General features: G+C 40.8%; 20 protein-coding genes. 10 read left to right on the forward strand and 10 right to left on the reverse strand.

The window, feature by feature from the left end; genetic code table 11:
• Positions 1–75: 75 nt before the first annotated feature.
• On the reverse strand, positions 76–216 hold the full coding sequence (locus V7K21_RS17110) for a type I restriction-modification system subunit M N-terminal domain-containing protein (protein ID WP_335176206.1): 141 nt from the start codon (positions 214–216) through the stop codon (positions 76–78).
• A gap of 477 nt (positions 217–693) precedes the next feature.
• Here V7K21_RS17110 and V7K21_RS17115 point away from each other — a divergent pair, with 477 nt between their 5' ends.
• On the forward strand, positions 694–2,013 hold the full coding sequence (locus V7K21_RS17115; protein WP_335176208.1) for a hypothetical protein: 1,320 nt from the start codon (positions 694–696) through the stop codon (positions 2,011–2,013).
• A 12-nt stretch (positions 2,014–2,025) separates the two neighbouring features.
• Here the strand turns inward: V7K21_RS17115 and V7K21_RS17120 are convergent, their stop codons facing one another.
• Positions 2,026–2,946 (reverse strand): lysylphosphatidylglycerol synthase domain-containing protein, encoded by a 921-nt coding sequence (locus V7K21_RS17120; protein ID WP_335176210.1) that lies wholly within the window; start codon positions 2,944–2,946, stop codon positions 2,026–2,028.
• 339 nt (positions 2,947–3,285) lie between these two features.
• On the opposite strand from V7K21_RS17120, the gene V7K21_RS17125 reads away from it, so the two are divergent.
• From V7K21_RS17125 to V7K21_RS17135, 3 genes are all read left to right on the forward strand, one after another.
• Positions 3,286–3,852: a DUF6658 family protein gene (locus V7K21_RS17125; RefSeq protein ID WP_335176212.1), complete on the forward strand. Its 567-nt coding sequence runs from the start codon at positions 3,286–3,288 to the stop codon at positions 3,850–3,852.
• A 99-nt stretch (positions 3,853–3,951) separates the two neighbouring features.
• On the forward strand, positions 3,952–4,551 hold the full coding sequence (locus tag V7K21_RS17130) for a hypothetical protein (RefSeq protein ID WP_335176214.1): 600 nt from the start codon (positions 3,952–3,954) through the stop codon (positions 4,549–4,551).
• 490 nt (positions 4,552–5,041) lie between these two features.
• Positions 5,042–5,251 (forward strand): hypothetical protein, encoded by a 210-nt coding sequence (locus tag V7K21_RS17135; RefSeq protein WP_273764590.1) that lies wholly within the window; start codon positions 5,042–5,044, stop codon positions 5,249–5,251.
• 484 nt (positions 5,252–5,735) lie between these two features.
• On the opposite strand, the gene V7K21_RS17140 is transcribed toward V7K21_RS17135, so the two are convergent.
• Positions 5,736–6,047 (reverse strand): threonine dehydratase, encoded by a 312-nt coding sequence (locus tag V7K21_RS17140; RefSeq protein WP_335176216.1) that lies wholly within the window; start codon positions 6,045–6,047, stop codon positions 5,736–5,738.
• Between the two features lie 595 nt (positions 6,048–6,642).
• Here V7K21_RS17140 and V7K21_RS17145 point away from each other — a divergent pair.
• Positions 6,643–9,042: a glycoside hydrolase family 10 protein gene (locus V7K21_RS17145; protein WP_335176218.1), complete on the forward strand. Its 2,400-nt coding sequence runs from the start codon at positions 6,643–6,645 to the stop codon at positions 9,040–9,042.
• A gap of 95 nt (positions 9,043–9,137) precedes the next feature.
• On the opposite strand, the gene V7K21_RS17150 is transcribed toward V7K21_RS17145, so the two are convergent.
• The 3 genes from V7K21_RS17150 to V7K21_RS17160 all read right to left on the reverse strand — a co-directional run bounded on the left by V7K21_RS17150 (position 9,138) and on the right by V7K21_RS17160 (position 12,338).
• Positions 9,138–9,884 carry a Uma2 family endonuclease gene (locus tag V7K21_RS17150; protein WP_335176220.1) on the reverse strand — a complete coding sequence of 249 codons (747 nt, stop codon included), beginning with the start codon at positions 9,882–9,884 and terminating at the stop codon, positions 9,138–9,140.
• A 371-nt stretch (positions 9,885–10,255) separates the two neighbouring features.
• Positions 10,256–11,302, reverse strand: coding sequence for a DUF1611 domain-containing protein (locus tag V7K21_RS17155; RefSeq protein ID WP_335176222.1), 1,047 nt, complete (start codon positions 11,300–11,302; stop codon positions 10,256–10,258).
• A complete protein-coding gene (locus tag V7K21_RS17160) occupies positions 11,286–12,338 on the reverse strand; it encodes a dipeptide epimerase (protein ID WP_335176224.1) in 1,053 nt (350 codons plus the stop codon). Before V7K21_RS17160 ends, V7K21_RS17155 begins: the two co-directional genes overlap by 17 nt.
• A gap of 138 nt (positions 12,339–12,476) precedes the next feature.
• Between V7K21_RS17160 and V7K21_RS17165 the strand changes: the two genes are divergently transcribed.
• The 3 genes from V7K21_RS17165 (at position 12,477) to V7K21_RS17175 (ending at position 13,952) form a co-directional block, all read left to right on the forward strand.
• On the forward strand, positions 12,477–13,028 hold the full coding sequence (locus tag V7K21_RS17165) for an NUDIX hydrolase (RefSeq protein WP_335176226.1): 552 nt from the start codon (positions 12,477–12,479) through the stop codon (positions 13,026–13,028).
• Positions 13,029–13,224: 196 nt separating this feature from the next.
• Entirely contained in the window at positions 13,225–13,605 is a 381-nt protein-coding gene (locus tag V7K21_RS17170; RefSeq protein ID WP_335176228.1) for a hypothetical protein, read from the forward strand.
• Positions 13,606–13,616: 11 nt separating this feature from the next.
• Positions 13,617–13,952 carry a hypothetical protein gene (locus tag V7K21_RS17175; RefSeq protein ID WP_335176230.1) on the forward strand — a complete coding sequence of 112 codons (336 nt, stop codon included), beginning with the start codon at positions 13,617–13,619 and terminating at the stop codon, positions 13,950–13,952.
• 158 nt (positions 13,953–14,110) lie between these two features.
• Here the strand turns inward: V7K21_RS17175 and V7K21_RS17180 are convergent, their stop codons facing one another.
• Positions 14,111–15,034 carry a nucleoside hydrolase gene (locus V7K21_RS17180; RefSeq protein ID WP_335176232.1) on the reverse strand — a complete coding sequence of 308 codons (924 nt, stop codon included), beginning with the start codon at positions 15,032–15,034 and terminating at the stop codon, positions 14,111–14,113.
• A gap of 15 nt (positions 15,035–15,049) precedes the next feature.
• Here V7K21_RS17180 and V7K21_RS17185 point away from each other — a divergent pair, with 15 nt between their 5' ends.
• Positions 15,050–15,481 carry a nucleoside deaminase gene (locus tag V7K21_RS17185; protein ID WP_273764613.1) on the forward strand — a complete coding sequence of 144 codons (432 nt, stop codon included), beginning with the start codon at positions 15,050–15,052 and terminating at the stop codon, positions 15,479–15,481.
• Positions 15,482–15,691: 210 nt separating this feature from the next.
• On the opposite strand, the gene V7K21_RS17190 is transcribed toward V7K21_RS17185, so the two are convergent.
• Positions 15,692–16,810: a metallophosphoesterase family protein gene (locus V7K21_RS17190; protein ID WP_335176234.1), complete on the reverse strand. Its 1,119-nt coding sequence runs from the start codon at positions 16,808–16,810 to the stop codon at positions 15,692–15,694.
• A 210-nt stretch (positions 16,811–17,020) separates the two neighbouring features.
• Complete coding sequence (locus V7K21_RS17195) at positions 17,021–17,278, reverse strand: hypothetical protein (RefSeq protein ID WP_335176236.1); 258 nt, start codon at positions 17,276–17,278, stop codon at positions 17,021–17,023.
• Positions 17,279–17,409: 131 nt separating this feature from the next.
• Between V7K21_RS17195 and V7K21_RS17200 the strand changes: the two genes are divergently transcribed.
• Positions 17,410–18,282: an S-methyl-5'-thioadenosine phosphorylase gene (locus V7K21_RS17200; protein WP_334966507.1), complete on the forward strand. Its 873-nt coding sequence runs from the start codon at positions 17,410–17,412 to the stop codon at positions 18,280–18,282.
• Positions 18,283–18,513: 231 nt separating this feature from the next.
• Here V7K21_RS17200 and V7K21_RS17205 read toward each other — a convergent pair whose 3' ends face one another.
• Complete coding sequence (locus tag V7K21_RS17205; protein WP_335176238.1) at positions 18,514–19,065, reverse strand: Uma2 family endonuclease; 552 nt, start codon at positions 19,063–19,065, stop codon at positions 18,514–18,516.
• Positions 19,066–19,515 lie beyond the last annotated feature (450 nt).

A 19,515-nucleotide genomic window follows, 5' to 3' on the forward strand; every position in this document is an offset into this window, starting at 1 on the left:
ATTCATTGGGAGACCTCAAGCTTTGGTTTCGTTACCTTTATCTTGTGGTTTCCCTTTCTTTTTTGCTACCCCTTCTCACTCACATAAGGCGTAGAAAATAAACCCTAAGCAATAATCCCGAAACTCATCGGCGTTCATCTTGCCCCGTAGCGAATCGGCAATATTCCACAGCTGAGTTTCTAATTTTTTCTTTTGTCCGTTTTGTCCGTTCGTCATTTATCTCTGGTACTGGGCGATCGCTAGCACCGCCAAGAATTTGTGTCTAAGCAACGTATAGACTAACACACAAGATGATTCGTTTGTACAGTGCGTAAATCCTAGAATTATTAATGCTCTGGAAAAATCCTTCTATGCCACTGGCGGTAAGGCTGGCAAAGATGAGGATGGCTATAGCTATTTCGATATGATACGCGATCGCGCTATCAATATAAAGTATAGGCGGGTTGTATTTAATGGTAAATCAACTCGCCCATATAGTTTTGTATTGGCTCTGATTGTTGGAACTAAGTAATTTCACTTAAGTCTTTGATGAATTATTAAACAATTTGTGTTTAATACTTTATTTAGAGTCCGAGTTTATCAAATTTGTGTAAAAAGATTACTGAATCTCTAAAGAATAGATTGATGCTACTGTTCACCAAGGTTAAGCTGGTAATAATATGAACAGGAAGCTTTTTTGTCCTGATAACTGGAATGAGCGCTAATAGTTTATCAATTAGTCAGCAATATCCCGATTATGTTACGTTTAACTCTAGACAGCTAAATGTGCAAATTGCACAAGAGGAGGTTTATAGCTTCTTCGTCAAAATTGTCAAAAAATTGCCGCCAGATGATGTTTTACGGGAATTCAAAGGTTTATTTATAGACGGTCTTGATTCACAGTATTCCCATTCCATACCTGGGATATACAACATTTTTTTAAATGATAATGAAAAAGAGTACTGTAATACACTTAAGCGGTGTATCTACATAATAATTAATAATTGGAAAACCAACAGAAAAGACAAATATATTCAAAAATTAGTTAATTTATTTGCTAATGAAGAGCTGAAATTAGATACCAATGATTTTTTAGAGATAAATATCCGTAAAAGCTGGCTAGAAAATTTTATATCCAGCAAAGATTATCAAGAAATAAAATTATTTGCTAATAAACATGACGAATTATTTAAAGGTCATTGGGCTAATCGCTACACTTCTTATTTATTAATTGATCAATCTGTTAATGAGAATAATTGCCGGGAGCAACAAGAGGCTGCTAGAAGGCTTTATAGACAGATAAAAGACAAATATAAGTTTGAACTAGCAATGTATATTGCTCGTTCTCAATCTGCTGTCTCAAGCACAGCCCGCTACAAAAATCCCAGTATTTTGGGAGATAATGTTCTGCATTTAATAAAAACAATTGTTTTAAAAAAGGGTACATTTAGCCATGAAAATATTGCCAATATATTTATCAAACAAACTCAAGCTCAAACTCTTAAAGAATTTAAAAAAAGCATAGAGAAATATCTCTTTTTTTCTGTAGATAATCAAGAATTAGTCGGGAATTTGCGGCAGCAGTTTGGAGAAAAATTCTCTTTGTGGAAGGAAAATTATAATCAAGAAATTATCAATAAAGAATTATTCTTGAGAACCTGTAATAGAGTAATTGATTGTTTGACAACAGAAAATGGCAAAGAACCTTCGTCATTATTTATATTATTGGTTACTCCAGGTCACTCTCTAACATTGGTAATTATATTGCTAAAAACTATTTTGATTTCTAGAAATTCCCGCAGGCATTTAGAACTTAGGATTGCTCATCTGATTCGTTATTACGAAAAATATCCTGAAGATGAATGCAAGTGGATAATCAATTTTATCGAGATTTTTAATATTACGTTTGCAATTTATGCAGAAAACGTAGAATACAACTTGATTAAGATGAAAGAAGATAAAAGCAGTAATCTCCAGTTGAATCTGGATGATTATCGTCTATTTTCACAGATGAAGGTAGATAGAAAAAAATGAGTGTCGCCTGATTCATAATTTAGCAAGGCGTTCGTCTAACCAAGCCAAAGCTGCACCCGCAGTTTCAGCTAAAATACTAATGAGGCGATATAGAGCGATCGCACTAAATACTAAGGCGGCAGGAAAGTGGTGTCGTAAAAGTTCATATGCAGTCGCTTCAAACACACCTAACCCACCAGGCGCCCCCGGAATAATAAACCCTAACAACCAAGCGCAACTAAAAGCCCCTAACAACAAAGGAATTTGATTCACATTCAATGAATCCAGGGCGAACATAGTTAATATAAACCCAGTTCCACGTAGTCCCATAAAGCCCAATTCTCCTAACAAAGGTCGTAAAGGGTAGCTTTTAAGACTGAAGGGAACAATTGCCTCAGTGGTACCAGCAGACTTATTTGCTTTCAATCTGTATAAAAAGCGAATAAGTGGGTTTAAAAACCAAGGATGAATCGCACAAAGGACTACAGCTAAACTCAGCAATTGTAATATTTGCAGAACAAGGGTAGTATTAGCTGCTGCAAATTGGCTACTGCATAGAACAATGATGATTAAAGCAGCCGCTAGCATCAGTAGCGGTTCCAGCAAAACGCTTAAGGTAGCTGCACCAGCAGAAATATTGGCATTTTTTGCTGCCATAATTCGCCCGTAGTGATGCCAGATATTACCTGGCAAATATTTAGCTATGTTCGTTTTTAGGTAAACTTGGATGAACTGGGGAGATGATATGGGTTGATTTAACTCTTGCAGAATCCAAGTCCAGATCCAGCCAGCCCAAGTATGTGCCAGTAAAGTGACACCTGTAGCGATCGCCATAATTGCCCATCCTACCCCATCAATGCGGATAGCAGTCACTTCAATCCAATTATCCTTCAGAGCTTTGCTTAAAAAAAACAGCGTTCCGCCCAAAATTATCCAGCGTAAAAATTGCTTCATGAATTTAGTAATTTAACAGTTAGAGCAACAAGGGCTGAATACCTCAACTATTACAGTACATCAGCTACCTATCCAAAGCTTTTGAAGGATTAAACAGGTTGATGTAGTTCTTTTTCCGATAAGTATATTAATTTATTTTATATCTCTCTAGAGTTAGATAAAAATCTTCTATTATTAATAATTAAAATGTGGCCTGCGCTAGAGGTAAAGTTAATTTTATTATTCATATCCTTAATAGAGGTTATCGAAAGTGAGCAAACCAAGACAAGCACAATTTGCTGACCAATGCAATGGTTGAGTAAACTATTAGCTGATTAATATTTTGGTAAGGAGGACTACATGAACGCTGTGAGAGTATTCTTGAAAAAAATCAGATTGCGCCAGATATTAACTATCTTTTTCGCTGGACTATTGTTAATAGTTAGCACTGCTTGTAGTGGGGCAAATGCTCAAGGTGCAAATCCACAAAATTCTGCTGTGCAAGCTGGCGGAGCAAACAATCCTTATAAGAATGGTGGAGACAAGTATACCAGCAACCAAATGTCCACCGATCCGAAAATAACAAACCCAAAAGCCAATCAGGGACGTGACGAAGCTAGCTTACAACCAAGTTCACAATTGTTAATTGCTACAAATAGAGAATCCGAGATACTTTATCCTAGTGGCGAGACACCAGCGGATCGAGTCAACAAAGAAGCACAACTGCCAATCATCACAGATAAAGACTTTCAACAACCTGAACCAGGTGGTTTGATTCAGAATGAATCAAATGTAGGAGAACGGGTTAAAGATCGTCTTGAGACTGTAAAAGAGGCTGTTGAGGAAGCTTCCGGCTTTTTGAAAAATAAGACAGATGAAGCGGGTGCAAGACCTGAATTACAAAAAAATCCAGCAGTAGGCAGATAAAATCCTTATTTTATCTTAATGCTTCGGATGCAAAATTAATTCCAAATGCTATCTTGGTTGAAGTTTAACTTAGTCACAAAAATGCAAGGAGTTAGAAGTATGAAAAAAGCAATGAATTGGCTGAAAAATATTCGTCCCTTAAAAGTTTTAACTGTGTTTTTAGCAGGAATGTTTTTATTTCTGACACAAGCTTGTGGTGATCCAGGAACAGCAACACAGCCACCAAAGCCTGAGGCTCAATCACCTTATTCCAAGCGATATGATCCCACAAAAGATTATCCTCTCTCTTCTCCTGCTGGTGGAATAAATAACTTTAGTGATGTAGATCCTAGAGCGACAGATGAAAAGGCAGCGAATGACAGAGGGGATGCGATGGCAAAAAATGCTCAAAAGAATATTGATCAGAAAGGGGTTAACAGTCCAGGGGAATATGGCCAAAATTTCAAGGAAGGTACACCCCTTGGTGAAAGAGTAAAGAACCTGGGTGAAGATATCGGCAGTTCAGCTGAAGAAGTTCGCAAAGGTATTGTTAAGGGAACTCAGCGAGGAATTGAAAATATTAAGGGTGATACCCAGAATGCTGCCGAAGACGTGACAAAAAATGTTCAGCGTGGGGCTGAGGATGCTGGTAAAAATGTTCAGCGTGGAGCTGAGGATGCAGGCAACGCAGTGAAGAGAACAGTTAAAGACGTTGATTGAAATTAGTTATTCAATCTCCTGTAAAAATATGAAAGCGCCCACAGACTAAAGTCTGGGGCTACCCAAGCAAAGTCTGCGTAGGCAGGCTTTGCTTGGTTTTTAGAGCAAATAAGTTAAAGCAAAGCAAAGCTTTATCCCATCTTGATTTTGAAAATGAGGCTTCCAACCTAGTAAGACTGTAGCGTCAGTTTGCCTACCTTTAACAAGAGATTTTGCCCCAAGTCTTGTTCATTGAGATGGTAGCTGGATTTATGCCGTGCTGTACTATACCCTGCGCGAAGTTTGGGATTGGATCGTTATTTCCTGAAAATCCAGCATTTAATAGAGTTTTGAGCATGAATAAACTTGACATTATCAAAAGAAAATTGATAATATTAATGACCTTGATTTTTGTGTTATACTAAGTAAACACTGCAATTGTTGAGCAAGGAAAATATAGTAATATATTTTTCCTTTAGCTAAACAAATTCTTGGGCGAGGTTGGGATTAATTGAAAATTCAAGCGTTGGATGTTAAGGCTGGCGATCGCATTATTGCTTACTGCAACAACAAAATGCAAACCTGCAAGGTAAAACGCATATTAGATCCTGGTGAAGCTAATATCACACTATCAGTATTCACCTCTGAAAATTATCGCGGCTGCTCAGTTTCATCTATAGTCCGCTTTCGGAGCAACGCTTTAGTTGATTTGGTAAGTTAAAAATCAAGGAAACATTCAATCTAAAAAATATCTTTAGCTCTTGTCCAGCCTCAAATTGGATATTATTCTTATTAAAGGTGCAATGCTTACGGCAACCTATGCCTACGCACATAGAAATCCGTTAATTGCGGCTGGATGATTTTTCGGAAAAGTGCCCTCACGCTATAACAGTGTAGGCGAAAGTTTCTGAACAAACTAAATAGTATGCTCATGCGCCATCAATAAATGCAAGAGCTAGGCACAAAGTAACCAAAATTGTGCTTAATTTCTAGTAGTATGTCAATTTTAAATTGATGGTTAAGCAAGTTCCTAGTAAGAACTTTAGTCATTATTTTCTAAGCGCTAAAGTGCTTACTACGAACTCTAAAAGCTAGCTTGACAAAGTATTAGAGAATATATAAAATTTCTCAGAGGAAAAATTGGAATTGTGATGGCGCTTTGCGTCTACGCATTACTAAGATCACGCTCCAATTGATGGCTTTTGTTAGTTCTTTTTCACATCACGAGCCATGTTGAGGAAGTAGTCGTCAAGTTTGGCATTAGGACGACGGCGATTAGTGGTAGGAATTTTAGCAGTGTTATCCCGATTCGTTTCAATTGGCTCTTTTGCAGAAGCTTGTTTTATACCTTGCACCTGATCAGATTCCAAGAAATAACCAGATTTAGTAAATCCGAACAGCTTGGCAAAAAAAATAAATAAATTTCCGACGAAATTGAAAAAACTTTGGAATAAAACACCAAACAAGCCTTGAAGACGAAGGAACAAGTTCCGAACAATTTGAGTTAAACGAAACATAATAGTACCCTCTATAATTACCTATTATCATTGTGACTTAATTTGAATAGCAGGAATGGTGCTATGCCAAAAATCTACCAGGCGTAGGCGTAGCCCAAATTAGTACACTGTGGCGTCAGTTTGCCTACCTACCTTGAACAAGGGGCTTAAGCCAGGGGGAACGCATTTCAATTATCTTGACAAAATGCTAACCATGTAATGTAGTTAAAGCAACAGATAATAAACGTGTTAATTTCTGAAAACTACTATTCGCAACTTGCCTGCTGGTTGAGCCTGATTTTTATCATCATTTTTATAAGAGTAATCCAAGTAAAAAAATGCCCAATTGTCATTGCGTAGGCTCTGCCTACGCAATGGCAGGCTTTGGATCATTTATTTATTGGAACACTCTAAGGGTTAACTTTGCTCAAGTTTTAGAGAGCAGCGAGAAATTATTACAGGTTACATTTGAAACATTTATATTTGGCACCACTAACTCTATAACTGCGTCAACTATTTTGTAGCTAAATTACTGTATCAGTTTTCCTGGTGTAGCAATTTAACGTTGATATGGAATGAAATATAACCAATTAACCTCATTTAGTAAGCAGCAGTAATGACAACTCAGTTTTGGGAAAAAAGCATAGAAATTAATGCTACTCTAACTAATTTACTATTTAACCCTGTGCGTAGAGGCTTACTTCGACATAGGAGTAAGCTACACAAAGCGTCTGGTAAAGTTGCAGTGAGACAGCGCTGCGGGAGGGGAGCCAGTGCGTTGCGGGGGTTCCCCCCGTTGAAGCATCTGGCGTTTTCCCTCCGCAGGCGACTGCGAACCCGAAGGGCTTGTCGCCAAACATCGCCTTTGATTCGTCAAGGTTGGTGGCTTTTAAGGAAGCGTCTGCTGCCATTATTATGTCTGATATCGTTCGTTGCGGTATTGCTACTCAACAGCTTTGCCCCTGCTGTAGCTCAACTACCTCCTCAACCTCGTCAGGAAATTCGGGGGGTGTGGCTGAGTGGTAATGATTTTAACATTTTCCGAAATCGCTCACAGGTGCAAGCAGCTATGAGCCAACTGCGGCAGTTAAACTTTAATACTGTTTATCCGGTAGTGTGGAACGATGGTTATACACAATATCCCAGTGCCATCATGCAAAAAATGGGTATTCCCTTCTTCTTCAAGGGAACAGATGGACAAGATGTGATTGCAGACATTATCAGCCAAGCCCGCAGAGAAGGGCTACTAGCAATACCCTGGTTTGAATTTGGTTTCATGGTTCCCCTAACTTCAGAACTCGCATCCCAGCATCCAGATTGGCTGACACAAAAGGCGGATGGGACTCAAACTTCAATTAGTGCTGCGGGTGAAGTAGCGTGGTTGAATCCGTTTCACCCGGAAGTGCAAAAGTTTTTCACCGAACTCGTGATGGAAGTCATTACTCAATACGATGCTGATGGCGTTCAATTTGACGATAATACGAGTTTACCTGTGGATTTTGGTTACGATAAGTACACAATTAGTCTATATACTCAAGAAACTGGAAATCCTCCTCCACCTAATCCCCAAGCCCAAGCATGGATAAAATGGCGGGCAGATAAAATCACGGCATTCATAGCAGACCTCCAGCAAACCGTGAAAGCGCGAAAACCGAATGCTATCTTCTCAGTTGCTCCTAATTATTATGATTTCGCCTACAAGCTGCAACTGCAAGACTGGCTCAACTGGGTACGGTTGGGTATTGTCGATGAGTTAGTCATGCAGGTGTACCGTAATGATTTGGAAAGTTTTATTGCTCAAATTACCCGCCCAGAAATTTTAGAAACCCAACAAGTCATCCCAACTGGTATCGGTATTATGGCGGGGTTACGAAATCGTCCAGTTTCCATATCACAAATTCAATCCCAGGTAGAAGCAGTGCAACAACGCGGTTTAGGTATCGGCTTTTTTTACTACGAAAGCCTTTGGGATATCGCATCTGAACCAGTAGCACAACGCCAGTCAGCATTTGCGGCTCTTTTCCCAAACCCAGCGTTGCGCGACATCTCTCAAAATACACCCCGTAAGCCAACTTTTGATACCATATCCCTACCTTTATATCCAAAACCTTCCCTTGGTCAACGTGTTCGCGGCTATTTTCTGGAAATGGCGATCGCAGGTGGTCAGCCAAAGCGTATCTTATTAGATACAGGGTCAGCAGGGCTGCGAGTTCCCAAAGAATTTTTAGGTAATGCTCCAATCCGCAGAACGGGACAAAATATCAAGGAGGTATTAAGTGATGGTACTATCCTGGAGGGAGAATTAGTTTATACTAATGTCCAGTTTGGTTTGCTTCCCACCGCAGAACCGATTCCGGTACAGATTGTTACTAGTCGCCAATGTACTGCCCAAAAGCCTAATTGTTCAGCAAAGAGTGGTGTGCCATTTTCTGGTATTATCGGTGTCAACTATTTTGAAAAGTCACTTCCCTATAATCCGTTGAGAAAATTACCAGGCAATCTGAGTAACGGATTTATTGTGATTGGAAATGGTGGTAGTAACAAAAATGGCAGTTTAATTCTCGGTTTGACTGCCAATAATCAAGCAGGTTTCAAAATGGCTGCTTGGAGTAAACAAAGCGAAATTAATGGTGTACCCGGTAACAGATGGGACTCTCAACTGAGCAAAGTTTGTTTAACTATTGCTGGGAGTTCTGCTAAAAATCTTTGTAATGGCAAAATGATCACTGATACCGGAACTATTAATGGTTGGACTGAATTCAAGTCAGCTTCCACAGCAGGTAAACTCAAACCAGGAGTATTAAGTTCAGCAAATGCTCTTAAGCTAGCAATTAATAGCATTTTTGATTACAGCCTGACACCAGGAACCCGCGACGGATTTAATCGCTGGAATTTGAGTATCTCGCCAAAGGCAGAACTTGCAACATTTGTAAATAGTGGCATTGCATTTTTTGATAAATACGATGTCCTCTTTGACCAAGTTAATGGAAGACAGGGTTTTCGCAGTCGGCAGTAAGAGGAATTACCAAAATACAGATAAAGCGATCGCACCTTAGCACTTATTTACTTAAACTGAGTAACCTAGCTACTTGAAAACTTTGTCTATATATGCTACGGCAAATTATTTGGATCGATACCTTGAGATTGTAAATAGGCAATTAGCCGTTCTTTTTGCTGACGTTCCTGCTCGGCGCGTTGACGTTCCTGTTCAATTTGTTCTACTGCCCAAGGTAACAAATTACCTGCCTTATCCCACCAGCGCAACCAGTAACCAGTTCTGGCTTCTTTTGTTCCTTGCCAAGTTCCAAAGAATAAACCCATTAAATCAATCCAATGACGACCATTTTCGTCAGGTTGCTGCAACTCGTAGCGCCTGTTTTCGAGTTGATAAAATTCTAACAAACCACCATTTGGGTCAAAAATCACGTAAATTGGGACTTGAAGAATCTGCTCGTAAAAAAACCATTTTCCTGGTGGATAGATTCGCTTAAAAGAGTACTCTCCACCCTCAGTGTCAGATAGAAATTCCATCACCACCCCTGGAATATCACCCTCTAAATTAGGTGTGTAGCTTTTGCGTTCTCCTAAAACTTCATTCACCACTGGAACATAAACCCAGTCAGGTGCTTTCGCCACAAACTGACCGTTTATCGTCGCACAAAGTCCAAAATTTGAGGCGATTAACATCTGGGGTTGGATGAAACCACTTATCTCAAGGCTTTCGCGCAAAGCACCAGCTAATAGTGGCTGACCTGTATTTTCCACGGGTTCATCCTCTAACTGAAAATCTGCCGGCAACGCTTCCCAAGATATTATCAGTTCTGTTGAAGATTTAGCTTCACCGAGTTGGGTTGCCATAAACAGCCCCTTTTTTTGATTTGTCTTTATTTTATGGGTGATCGCATCCCAAACTGCGATCGCCCAGCATTAAAACATTAACCATATTGTTACAAAGTGTCAATATAACTTGACAAAAAAGGCTGATAGATAAATAAAAATTGAATTATCAGGGATGGGGGATTTAGGCGAAGCTGCCCCAGGCGGGGAAAGCGAGATGTCTCTTGACTTACCGCTATGCCTTTACACAATTTTTTAAATTGCAGAATCTAAAATGCAAAATTATATAAAAGAGTAGAGACACCTTAGCGCAGCGATTTCGGGTTTCTACTGGTAATCTCATTTAACGCTTCATCTGTTGCAATCATTTTTGGATGAAGTAAAATCTACATCTAATTCTTCATCACTGCATCCAAAAGCACATCAGCATTAAAGCGCACCACATCGGTGCAAGGTAGTCCAGTTTCTGCTATTGTTTGAGCGATGCTTTCCTCAGCCGCAGACTCATCTAGATGGGCTGTGTTAAGCGCTATACCTACTACAGGAACACTTCCAAAAGCACCACCGGCACTAGCGACAGTTTCATAAAGCTGAATTACCTCTGGTAAAGGTGGAATTACTACATGGGGATGATTACGTACATGAACTTGTCCTGCCCGATGTACTAACACCAGTTGAGTTGGTTGCGAACCACGAATCAGGGGTAGAGTTGCTGTTGAACCAGGATGTAGCAGTGAACCTTGTCCTTCAATGTGCAGGATGTCGTGGTTTTTGCCATAGCGCATGACTATCTGTTCCACAGCACCAGCGGCAAAGTCTACGCGCACGGCATCTAAAGCCACGCCGTCCCCTTCTAACATCACCCCAGTTTGACCGGTGGCGAGGAATTTAGAACTCCAGCCCCGTTGTTTTGATGCCCAATGTAACTCTAGGCTAGTTGACATTTTACCGATCGCCATGTCCGTTCCCACTGTCAACACCCTCTGACACGCGAGGGTGCGAGCCATTCCACTAGCAACACTTATATTATGCGGCTCTTTTCGTACATCCCAAATTAGTTGCCCTGGTTTGAGTAATGTATTTAATTCTGGGATGCTTGCCATTGGTGTATGTAAACCATTCACCAGCGACATTCCAGCTTCTAAAGCATCTTTGATTTCTACCCAGTAATCATCTGGTACAGCGCCACCTCCTGGAGCAATGCCTATTACCAAGACTTCTGGCTTGTACTCTAGGGCTGCGGCTACTGATGCCACAATTGGTACATCACGCTTGATACCTGTTAATTCTGGTAGAGATTTGCCAGCACATTCGCGATCGATTACGGCTACGATTGGGGCTCCACTGTAACGTAAAATTGCTAGCCCTGTTTTGCCGTGATATCCGCTAATTCCTTCATGCAGCAAGATAGCTACTCGTTGATTAAGTGGTAATCGCATTGTGTTGTACCCCCAAACCTGGTAAATCGTTTGGCAAAATTCTCCCTTCTTTTAGCAATGCACCCGTAAAGGGATCATCGATTAAGTTGAGATGACTGTCTAAATCTAGATAATCAGCTAGTGGCGCTAGCTGTACTGCTGCTGTATTAGCTAGCGAACTGTCAGAGTAGCAACCAAACATTACTTGCAACCCATAGGCTCGCGCTGTATGTACCATTCGCATTGCCTCGGTTAGTCCCCCTGATTTCATCAATTTGATATTAATGCCATCCACGTAGTTTGCCAAATCAGGAATATCGGAACTTGTGAAGCAACTTTCATCGACAAAGATGGGCATGGGAGAGTGTTGTTTGAGTTTTGCTAAACTTTTTTCCTGTCCGCGTAGCAATGGCTGTTCTACATACTTTATACCTAAATTAGCCAGCCAATTGCACATTGCGATCGCATCTTCTAAACTCCAACCCCCGTTGGCATCAACAAATAATTCTGGTAATGGTGCTTCTTCTCGCACTGCTAATAGCATTTTTTTATCTCCATCTATGCCATCTGGACTACCTAGCTTCACCTTCAAAAGGCGGACATCAGTAAATTGTAACCAGTCTCGCGCTCTAGCCTTTGCACCTTCAGGCGAATTAATCCCAATTGTGACTGAAGTCGGTACTATTTGATTGCGATCAAGTCCCCAAATTTGCCATAAGGGTAATCCTACGCGCTTACCTAACCAGTCGTGCATTGCCATATCCAAGGCTGCTCTTGCAGCAGAAGGAACCTGGTTTTTTGTTAAAACTTGCTCAATTTGCTGCCGCTGTAAGGGACTGAATGTTTGCAACAGTGATACAACTTGCTGTAGGGCGTCTTTGATTGCATCAGTTGATTGCCGATGATTGCCCACACCGAATGGCGATGCTTCCCCCCAGCCTTCGATCCCATCATCTGAGATCCTCACCCATACATTCGTTGTCTGTGCCGTTGTGCCCCGACTAATGGTCAACGGAAATCTCTTATTGACTGTAAATAAATTTACATTTATTTGCATACTTATTATACATATTATGTTTAGCAAAAGCCAGTGTAAGTTCAAAGTTTAGATTATCGGATGCATCTGTTATACTTTTTTACATTCATTGCTGAGTTACTAAACTTTTTATACATAATTTTATTTGTTACTTAATTTATGACCAACTTAAAAAAATGGAAGACTTTAAAATCAAAAATGGTTTTAGATAATTACTGGTGCCAGGTAAGGCAAGATGAAATAGAATTGCCCAATGGGAAAATTATAGATGATTATTTTGTCAGTATTAAACCAGACGTGGCGATGGTTTTACCTATTACTAGTAGCAAAGAGATAATTTTTGTCCGGCAATATAGACATGCAGTAGGTGAATTTTTTTTAGAACTGCCAGCAGGAAATTTCGACCCCACAAAAGAGAGTGCCGAAGTAGCAGCAATTAGAGAACTGACAGAAGAGACTGGTTATATTCCCGAAGAATTTAAAAAAATCGGAACTCTATATGATAAGCCAAGTAAAGATACCAATCAAATACATCTATTTTTAGCAGAAAATGTGAGGAAAGTGGGAGAGCAACAATTAGATATTACAGAAGAGATTGAAGTTGTATTAATTCCTGTAGAATCAGTTTTAGATAAAATTCTTCAGGGAGAAATTTCTGTAGCGGGAACTGTAGCGGCTCTTTTCTTAGGTTTAAATTTTATTAATTATTAATAATCATTATACCTCTCTTCTGTTTAAAAAAATACTTAAGAGGAATTGTATCGTGAGGCTTTTACAGCAACTTTTTTGGGACGTTTGAGCATAGAATAATATTAATAAAGTTTCCATCTAATGTCCTCGTAAGGATGATGTACAGAATTTTTCTGTATATAACTAAGTAGCTAAACTCAAATTGGCGGTTTGTAACGTGGATGTTCTAATTGAGTCAACAAAAAGCTTTGAAAAGGATCTTGGTAGGCTGAGTGAAGAGGGAAAAGCCGCAACGGTTAAAAAAATTAATGATTGTGTCAGCCTCTTCCCAACTAAAAATGCTGACGTTTATCGTAAGTTGCATCGTCTTTCCCTACCGTCAGATATTAATGGCTATGAATCTTCGCTGTACACGCTAAGGGTTTCGCAGAAACTAAGGGTAATTTTGACAGTTGACGAAGATCCAATTTTTGGGCAAGTTATTTTTACTCTTTTTCGAGTGGTCAAACACGATGACCTCGATAAGGCATATAAAAGTGTGGCAGAGTCTTTGTATCAAGAATTACTCCACCACAATCAAGAAACTGCCGGGATTTAGTAAGTCGGTTTATGGCACAAACCCTTACTCTGTATGATGAATACGACATTATTTATCAAGCTATGAAGATTTCGCCAGATGACGAGCTAAAGATTGCTTTTCTTGAAGCTTTGGCAGAGTTTGAAGATAACGAGTGTCACAGAACAAGAAAATTTTCAAAAACGAGGCTGCACAAAGTAAAAGGTGTGAAACAGGCAATTTATCGTGCTGATATCGATAAAGTCTCAGGTTGGCGTATCCATGTTCAATATATTAATGGGCAAATTCATCTCAAGGATATTATCGAGGGGCAAAGACACGATGATGTAATTGAGGTGATTAAATCTAAAAAGGCACGCTATGAGTAATCCTGATTATTAAGTAACACCACACCCAAAAAAGTCTCTGCACCGGAATGACCCAATATGGTCAGTTGAGTTGCAGAGGTTGTCTGCGTTCGATGAGCTTGGTCGTTAGTTTTCGGTGGCAAGTTTGAGTATCCACGCCACCTAATTTTTCACTTTTTTTATCTTGCCCATTGCTGCAAAATGTAAACATAAAAAGCCTCTTTATCTACCTGATCCATTGCATAAATTTTACGACCACCAGGAACTACTTTAGTACGCCCCTGACTCAGACCTGTAGTGATAATTTCCGTTTCCCATTCGCGCAATTGATAGAATTCCGGGTGTCCCAGATAAGCTGTTGCTAAGACATCCCAAAAATAATAATCCTGGGGGATAACTAGTGCATAACATTGTCCGGCTAAATCAGAGATGGGATAGTGGCGTTGTCGCCCTATTTTTTTCACTAATTCCGATGTGAATGGGACATTATTAGTTAGATCCAAAGGACACATAATAATTTCAATTTGGGTTTGCCATACCCGCGCTGCTGAAATTGCGTCCCAATAAACATTCCATTCGGCAGAACCATCTTGTCCTGCTTCCAGACTTTTTTCTACATTACCACTGACATTCAACGCACCCCCCATCCAAACAATTTTGTGAATCTTTGCTTCAATATCTGGTGCTTTGTCCAAAGCTACTGCTACCGTCGTCAATGGCCCAGTTACCATCAACGTTACGGGGCTTGATGCGTTACGTAACACCTTGATCATAAAATCTTGACCTGTTTCGGCAACCAGAGACGTAGCGATGGTTTCGCTTTGATTGAGAATGGGGAGATGGTCAACAATAAACGAATCACGGCGATAGAGAGTAGGAAATGGATTGATACCGCGCACAGTGCTTTCTGCAACCGGAATATGAGAAAATCCCATCAAATCGAGAATTTTACGTGTGGCGCTAACAGCTGGTTGGACATAACAATCTGCTGGAGTGACGACAACACCAAGGAGTTCAATATGATCCATTGTCAACAGCAGCATAGTTGCTAGATAATCATCTACACCGCCATCGTGATCCATTAATACTAGTTGTTTTGACATAAAAGAAGAATTAATATGGATAAGTTTATGGAAGCAGCAATTCAAGAAGCAAAACAAGGCAGACAAGAAGGTGGAATTCCCATTGGTTCGGTTCTGGTCAAGGATGGCAAAATTCTTGGCAGAGGACACAATAAACGCGTGCAAGACGCCGATCCTGTCACCCACGCTGAAATCGATTGTCTCCGTAATGCTGGGAGAGTTGGCAGCTACAGAGGTACTACACTCTATTCAACTTTAATGCCGTGTTATCTGTGCGCTGGGGCAGTGGTACAATTTGGCATTAAAAAAGTCATTGCTGGAGAATCCAGCACTTTTCCTGGTGCTAAAGAATTTATGGTATCTCACGGTGTGGAAGTAATTGATCTTAATCTTGACGAATGCGAACAAATGATGAGTGAGTTTATTCAAACTAACCCGGAACTTTGGAATGAAGATATCGGTAATTAGAGACGCGAAAAATCTTTGTCTGTACAGGAGTTGGGAGTAGCCCTGCCAAGGTGACTTTTGATCGGAGAATTATGGCAGGAGCGATCGCTATCTCAAAAGGAACACACAAGAATAGGATAAATACTGGGTGCAATCTTTGAACGATTTGTCAAACAAGGTTCAGTCAGCGTGATCATACGGGGGCTAATGGAAAGAGGCTACTCATCACCTCTAACCCAGCAAAAGTGTGCTGTTATTATCAATCAGGGGAATTCCATTAGTAGCCATACCTGAATTGGGCTGTGATGCATTATAGGTCTGAATATAACGCCGCACTTCTAGCGGAAAATCAGGGTAATCTAATACTGCATCCCCATCAGCAATAGTTGACCAGAAGTCTCGCAAACTAGGAGCTAATTCTTTTGCCTGTGATAATGGTAAGTTTAATGGAGAGTGAGTTAGTAGCTTGATTAGGAAGGGGAAAGAGTGATCGCCCATCCACTGCCGCGATGACTGTTGCAAGTCGGGGAACTCAGGCACTGACTCTACCCGATGGGATAAAATTTGCAACGATTCTTTACCTTGGTGATCCCGATGAAACTCTAGCACCCGGTAAGGGTGAGGATAGCTAACTAAAGAGCCAGTGGTAATATCATATACTCCATCTGAGTAAGCAATATCCTGAACGTGCAAATGCCCGGTAAATACTAGCTTGACTCCGTAGCGCCTGAGTAACTGCAACAGTTCTGCTGAATTCGCTAACATATAGCGATTTGCCAGTGGGTGGCTCGATTGATTGGGCAAATGCTCGACCACATTATGATGCACCATCACTAGAACTAATTCATCACCAGACGCCGCTAGCACCTCTTCTAACCACTGTAGCTGTTTGGTATCCAAACACCCTACTTGCTCACCCTGGTCATTAAACGAGTTAGAATTCAGTCCAATTAGCTTAACTCCAGGCAGCAACTGACGAATATAGTAAATCTGCCGTGGATCGTCATAGCCAAACTTCGTGTAATAGTAGGGAAAATCTGCAAAAGCAATTGATTGCTGATCAGCCAACAGCACAGGAACGTCATGATTCCCAGGAACAACATAGACGGGAAAAGGTAGTTGGGCTAACCGTTGTTGCAACCAAGCGTGGTTCTCTGGTTCGCCGTGCTGGGTTAAATCTCCTGGCAACAAGAGAAAATCTAAATCGAGTTGTGTTAAATGTTTTAGTACCCTTTCAAACGCCGAGATACTTACTTCTACTAGATGAAATCGGCTGGGATGATCCCAGATTGTGTGGGGAAGTGCCAGGTGTAAGTCGCTGACTACTGCAAAGCGAAAATTGAGAGCCATTGATTTATGAAAATGTTAAAAACAGGGGTTAAAATAAGCCTTTTCCCAAAAGTATAACCCTTACTTTCTCTCCCTGCTCAGGAGTGCGTCTACTTAATATTTGTATACATTAAGCATCGATTACACCTTATGGTGATAATTAACTTAAGGACTAATCATAACCATTAATCTTCAAAAATTATCATAAATTTGATTGCTAAAACCTGGAAGTCAAGCGCTCAGTGATTCAGGTTCTCTACCCGATATTTCTAGAACCCGCTTCAACCAATTTTCTGTTTGTTGAGTAGCAGATAGCTTTTCTGTAGCATCCGACCAGATTGTACCCCACTTAAACAGCCAGCGCGTCAAAACCCGAACTAAGTCAACTAACTCTGCGGCTCGGTCAATCTCGTCTGCTTTTACCATATCTGGGACAATCCACTTAATAAAATACCTACTTTCCTTATTCCACGCTTCAATTAGCGTCAACCAATAATTAATCGATAATAATTCAATAGTGTTAGCGGCACAAAATGTAATCGTTTAGTTTCTTAGTTTCTCTACTACTTCCGTTTTCGATAAAATAACTTAGCAGATCACCAAGGAACAGGTTCAGAATCATGCCTCAGGCTAATATTGGGATTATTGGTGGTAGCGGTCTGTATAAAATGGATGCGCTCAAAGATTTAGAAGAGGTGCGAGTCGAGACTCCTTTTGGTTCACCATCTGATGCTTTGATTTTGGGGACTTTGGATGGTACACGAGTAGCTTTTTTGGCGCGTCATGGTCGCAATCACACGCTTTTACCGTCTGAGTTACCGTTTCGTGCTAATATATATGCGATGAAGCAATTGGGCGTGGAGTATTTAATCTCAGCTAGTGCTGTGGGTTCCTTGAAGGAAGAGGCGAAACCACTGGATATGGTGGTGCCAGATCAGTTTATTGATAGAACTAAAAATCGGATTTCAACGTTTTTCGGTGAGGGAATTGTTGCTCACATTGCCTTTGGCGATCCAATTTGCAAGAACTTGGCTGTTGTGTTGGCAGATGCGATCGCATCTCTGAATTTACCACAAGTTACTCTGCATCGCGGCGGTACTTATGTGTGCATGGAAGGACCAGCTTTTTCCACTAAGGCAGAATCGAATCTTTACCGCAGTTGGGGTGCAACAATCATTGGGATGACGAATTTACCAGAGGCGAAGTTGGCAAGGGAAGCCGAAATTGCCTATGCAACCTTAGCGCTGGTGACAGATTACGATTGTTGGTATCCAGATCACGATAGTGTGACAGTGGAGATGGTGCTTGGCAATTTGCTGCGGAATGCTGTGAATGCTCAAAAGGTGATTCAAGAAACTGTGCGGCGCTTGAGTGAAAATCCACCGCCGAGTGAGGCGCATTCGGCGTTGCAGTATGCGATTTTGACTCAGTTGGATAAAGCACCAGCGGCGACGAAGGAAAAGTTAGGCTTATTGTTGCAGAAGTATTTGTAATATTGGTGATGGCGCACCATCCAATATTACAGGCGATGTCTAAGGGCGGGCTGTGATGCTCGTGACGCTCGTTCGCCCTTGACTGTCTCCCTTTGGGAGATGACTCGGAGCGTCTCTAAGAGTTGCCATGCCGTTGGCGAACGCGAACAGCGTTTCCCCTTCTCCCAAAGCTACCACATTACCCGGATCTTTCTTAACATTGCTGTATTTTGATTTTTGATTTTAATTAGTTTAATTATTAATAATCTGTTCTACTGCAACAGAAATATCTGGAAATGCTAGCGGTTGAATTGTTCTCGCAGTTAATGTTAGTTTTATTGTATACTCTCCGTCTAAGATTTCTCGAAACACCACTAGGTGTAGCTTTTTGAGATTAACAACCCAATACTCTAAAATACCTGCTTCAGCGGAGATTTTGCTTTTTATCTCTAAATCTTTTTCTAAACTGGAGTTAGCATACTCAATCAACCAGAAAATATTTTCTGGATAGGGATGATGCTCTCGATACTCGCGTCCTAAACGTTGGACAATGGCAATATCTGGTTCTGGTTCCGAGTCGTTGGGTAAGGTGATAGGCTTGGCATGACGAATTTTGGCGCGTTCAGCCAATAACTTTGCTAGATATTCACCAGATTCATCACTACAATAAGCATGGGGTTCCCCTTCCGGCGACATTTCGACAATTTCTCCCTTAAGTAGTTCAACTTTGCGATCGCTCAAAATGCCAGCATCAATCATCCGGTGATATTCGTCAATCGTCCACTTAGCAACAATAACAGTCATGACGATTGATTCCTCCCAATAATTCTTGATATTTTCTTATCTTAAACGTACTTCAAAGGAAGCCACGCCCCTAGCGCCTCTGTGCCCGTGTAGCCCAGACTTACCCAACAAAGTGGTCACAACCGAAAATTTTAGATTGGCTAACTCAAGTTGGGTTTTATCAAATTCGTACACGTAAGTATGGATTCGCTTAGAGCGACGCAGGAGCGTCACCCGAACGCAAGAGCGTCTCCTGTCTTGAGAAGGGTGCGTTACGCTCCCGCGTCAAAGCTAAATTGTTGCAATCATGGCGATGCCTGCGGCGGGCTACGCATATGCATTTGTTATTTCGGCGAACTCATTTGTTATTTCGGCAAACTCATTTGTTATTTCGGCGAACTCATTTGTTATTTCGGCGAACTCATTTGTTATTTCGGCGAACTCATTTGTTATTTCGGCGAACTCATTTGT

The organism is Nostoc sp. (genome assembly GCF_036919595.1).
Lineage (GTDB): Bacteria > Cyanobacteriota > Cyanobacteriia > Cyanobacteriales > Nostocaceae > Nostoc.

Bases quoted from the DNA above. Each gene is read 5' to 3' on its own strand.
- V7K21_RS17185 (WP_273764613.1), top strand. From the start codon at position 15,050: ATGGATAAGTTTATGGAAGCAGCAATTCAAGAAGCAAAACAAGGCAGA.
- V7K21_RS17110 (WP_335176206.1), bottom strand. From the start codon at position 216: ATGACGAACGGACAAAACGGACAAAAGAAAAAATTAGAAACTCAGCTG.
- V7K21_RS17150 (WP_335176220.1), bottom strand. From the start codon at position 9,884: ATGGCAACCCAACTCGGTGAAGCTAAATCTTCAACAGAACTGATAATA.
- V7K21_RS17130 (WP_335176214.1), top strand. From the start codon at position 3,952: ATGAAAAAAGCAATGAATTGGCTGAAAAATATTCGTCCCTTAAAAGTT.
- V7K21_RS17155 (WP_335176222.1), bottom strand. From the start codon at position 11,302: ATGCGATTACCACTTAATCAACGAGTAGCTATCTTGCTGCATGAAGGA.
- V7K21_RS17160 (WP_335176224.1), bottom strand. From the start codon at position 12,338: ATGCAAATAAATGTAAATTTATTTACAGTCAATAAGAGATTTCCGTTG.
- V7K21_RS17120 (WP_335176210.1), bottom strand. From the start codon at position 2,946: ATGAAGCAATTTTTACGCTGGATAATTTTGGGCGGAACGCTGTTTTTT.
- V7K21_RS17180 (WP_335176232.1), bottom strand. From the start codon at position 15,034: ATGTCAAAACAACTAGTATTAATGGATCACGATGGCGGTGTAGATGAT.
- V7K21_RS17125 (WP_335176212.1), top strand. From the start codon at position 3,286: ATGAACGCTGTGAGAGTATTCTTGAAAAAAATCAGATTGCGCCAGATA.
- V7K21_RS17190 (WP_335176234.1), bottom strand. From the start codon at position 16,810: ATGGCTCTCAATTTTCGCTTTGCAGTAGTCAGCGACTTACACCTGGCA.
- V7K21_RS17175 (WP_335176230.1), top strand. From the start codon at position 13,617: ATGGCACAAACCCTTACTCTGTATGATGAATACGACATTATTTATCAA.
- V7K21_RS17140 (WP_335176216.1), bottom strand. From the start codon at position 6,047: ATGTTTCGTTTAACTCAAATTGTTCGGAACTTGTTCCTTCGTCTTCAA.
- V7K21_RS17200 (WP_334966507.1), top strand. From the start codon at position 17,410: ATGCCTCAGGCTAATATTGGGATTATTGGTGGTAGCGGTCTGTATAAA.
- V7K21_RS17145 (WP_335176218.1), top strand. From the start codon at position 6,643: ATGACAACTCAGTTTTGGGAAAAAAGCATAGAAATTAATGCTACTCTA.
- V7K21_RS17165 (WP_335176226.1), top strand. From the start codon at position 12,477: ATGACCAACTTAAAAAAATGGAAGACTTTAAAATCAAAAATGGTTTTA.
- V7K21_RS17205 (WP_335176238.1), bottom strand. From the start codon at position 19,065: ATGACTGTTATTGTTGCTAAGTGGACGATTGACGAATATCACCGGATG.
- V7K21_RS17115 (WP_335176208.1), top strand. From the start codon at position 694: ATGAGCGCTAATAGTTTATCAATTAGTCAGCAATATCCCGATTATGTT.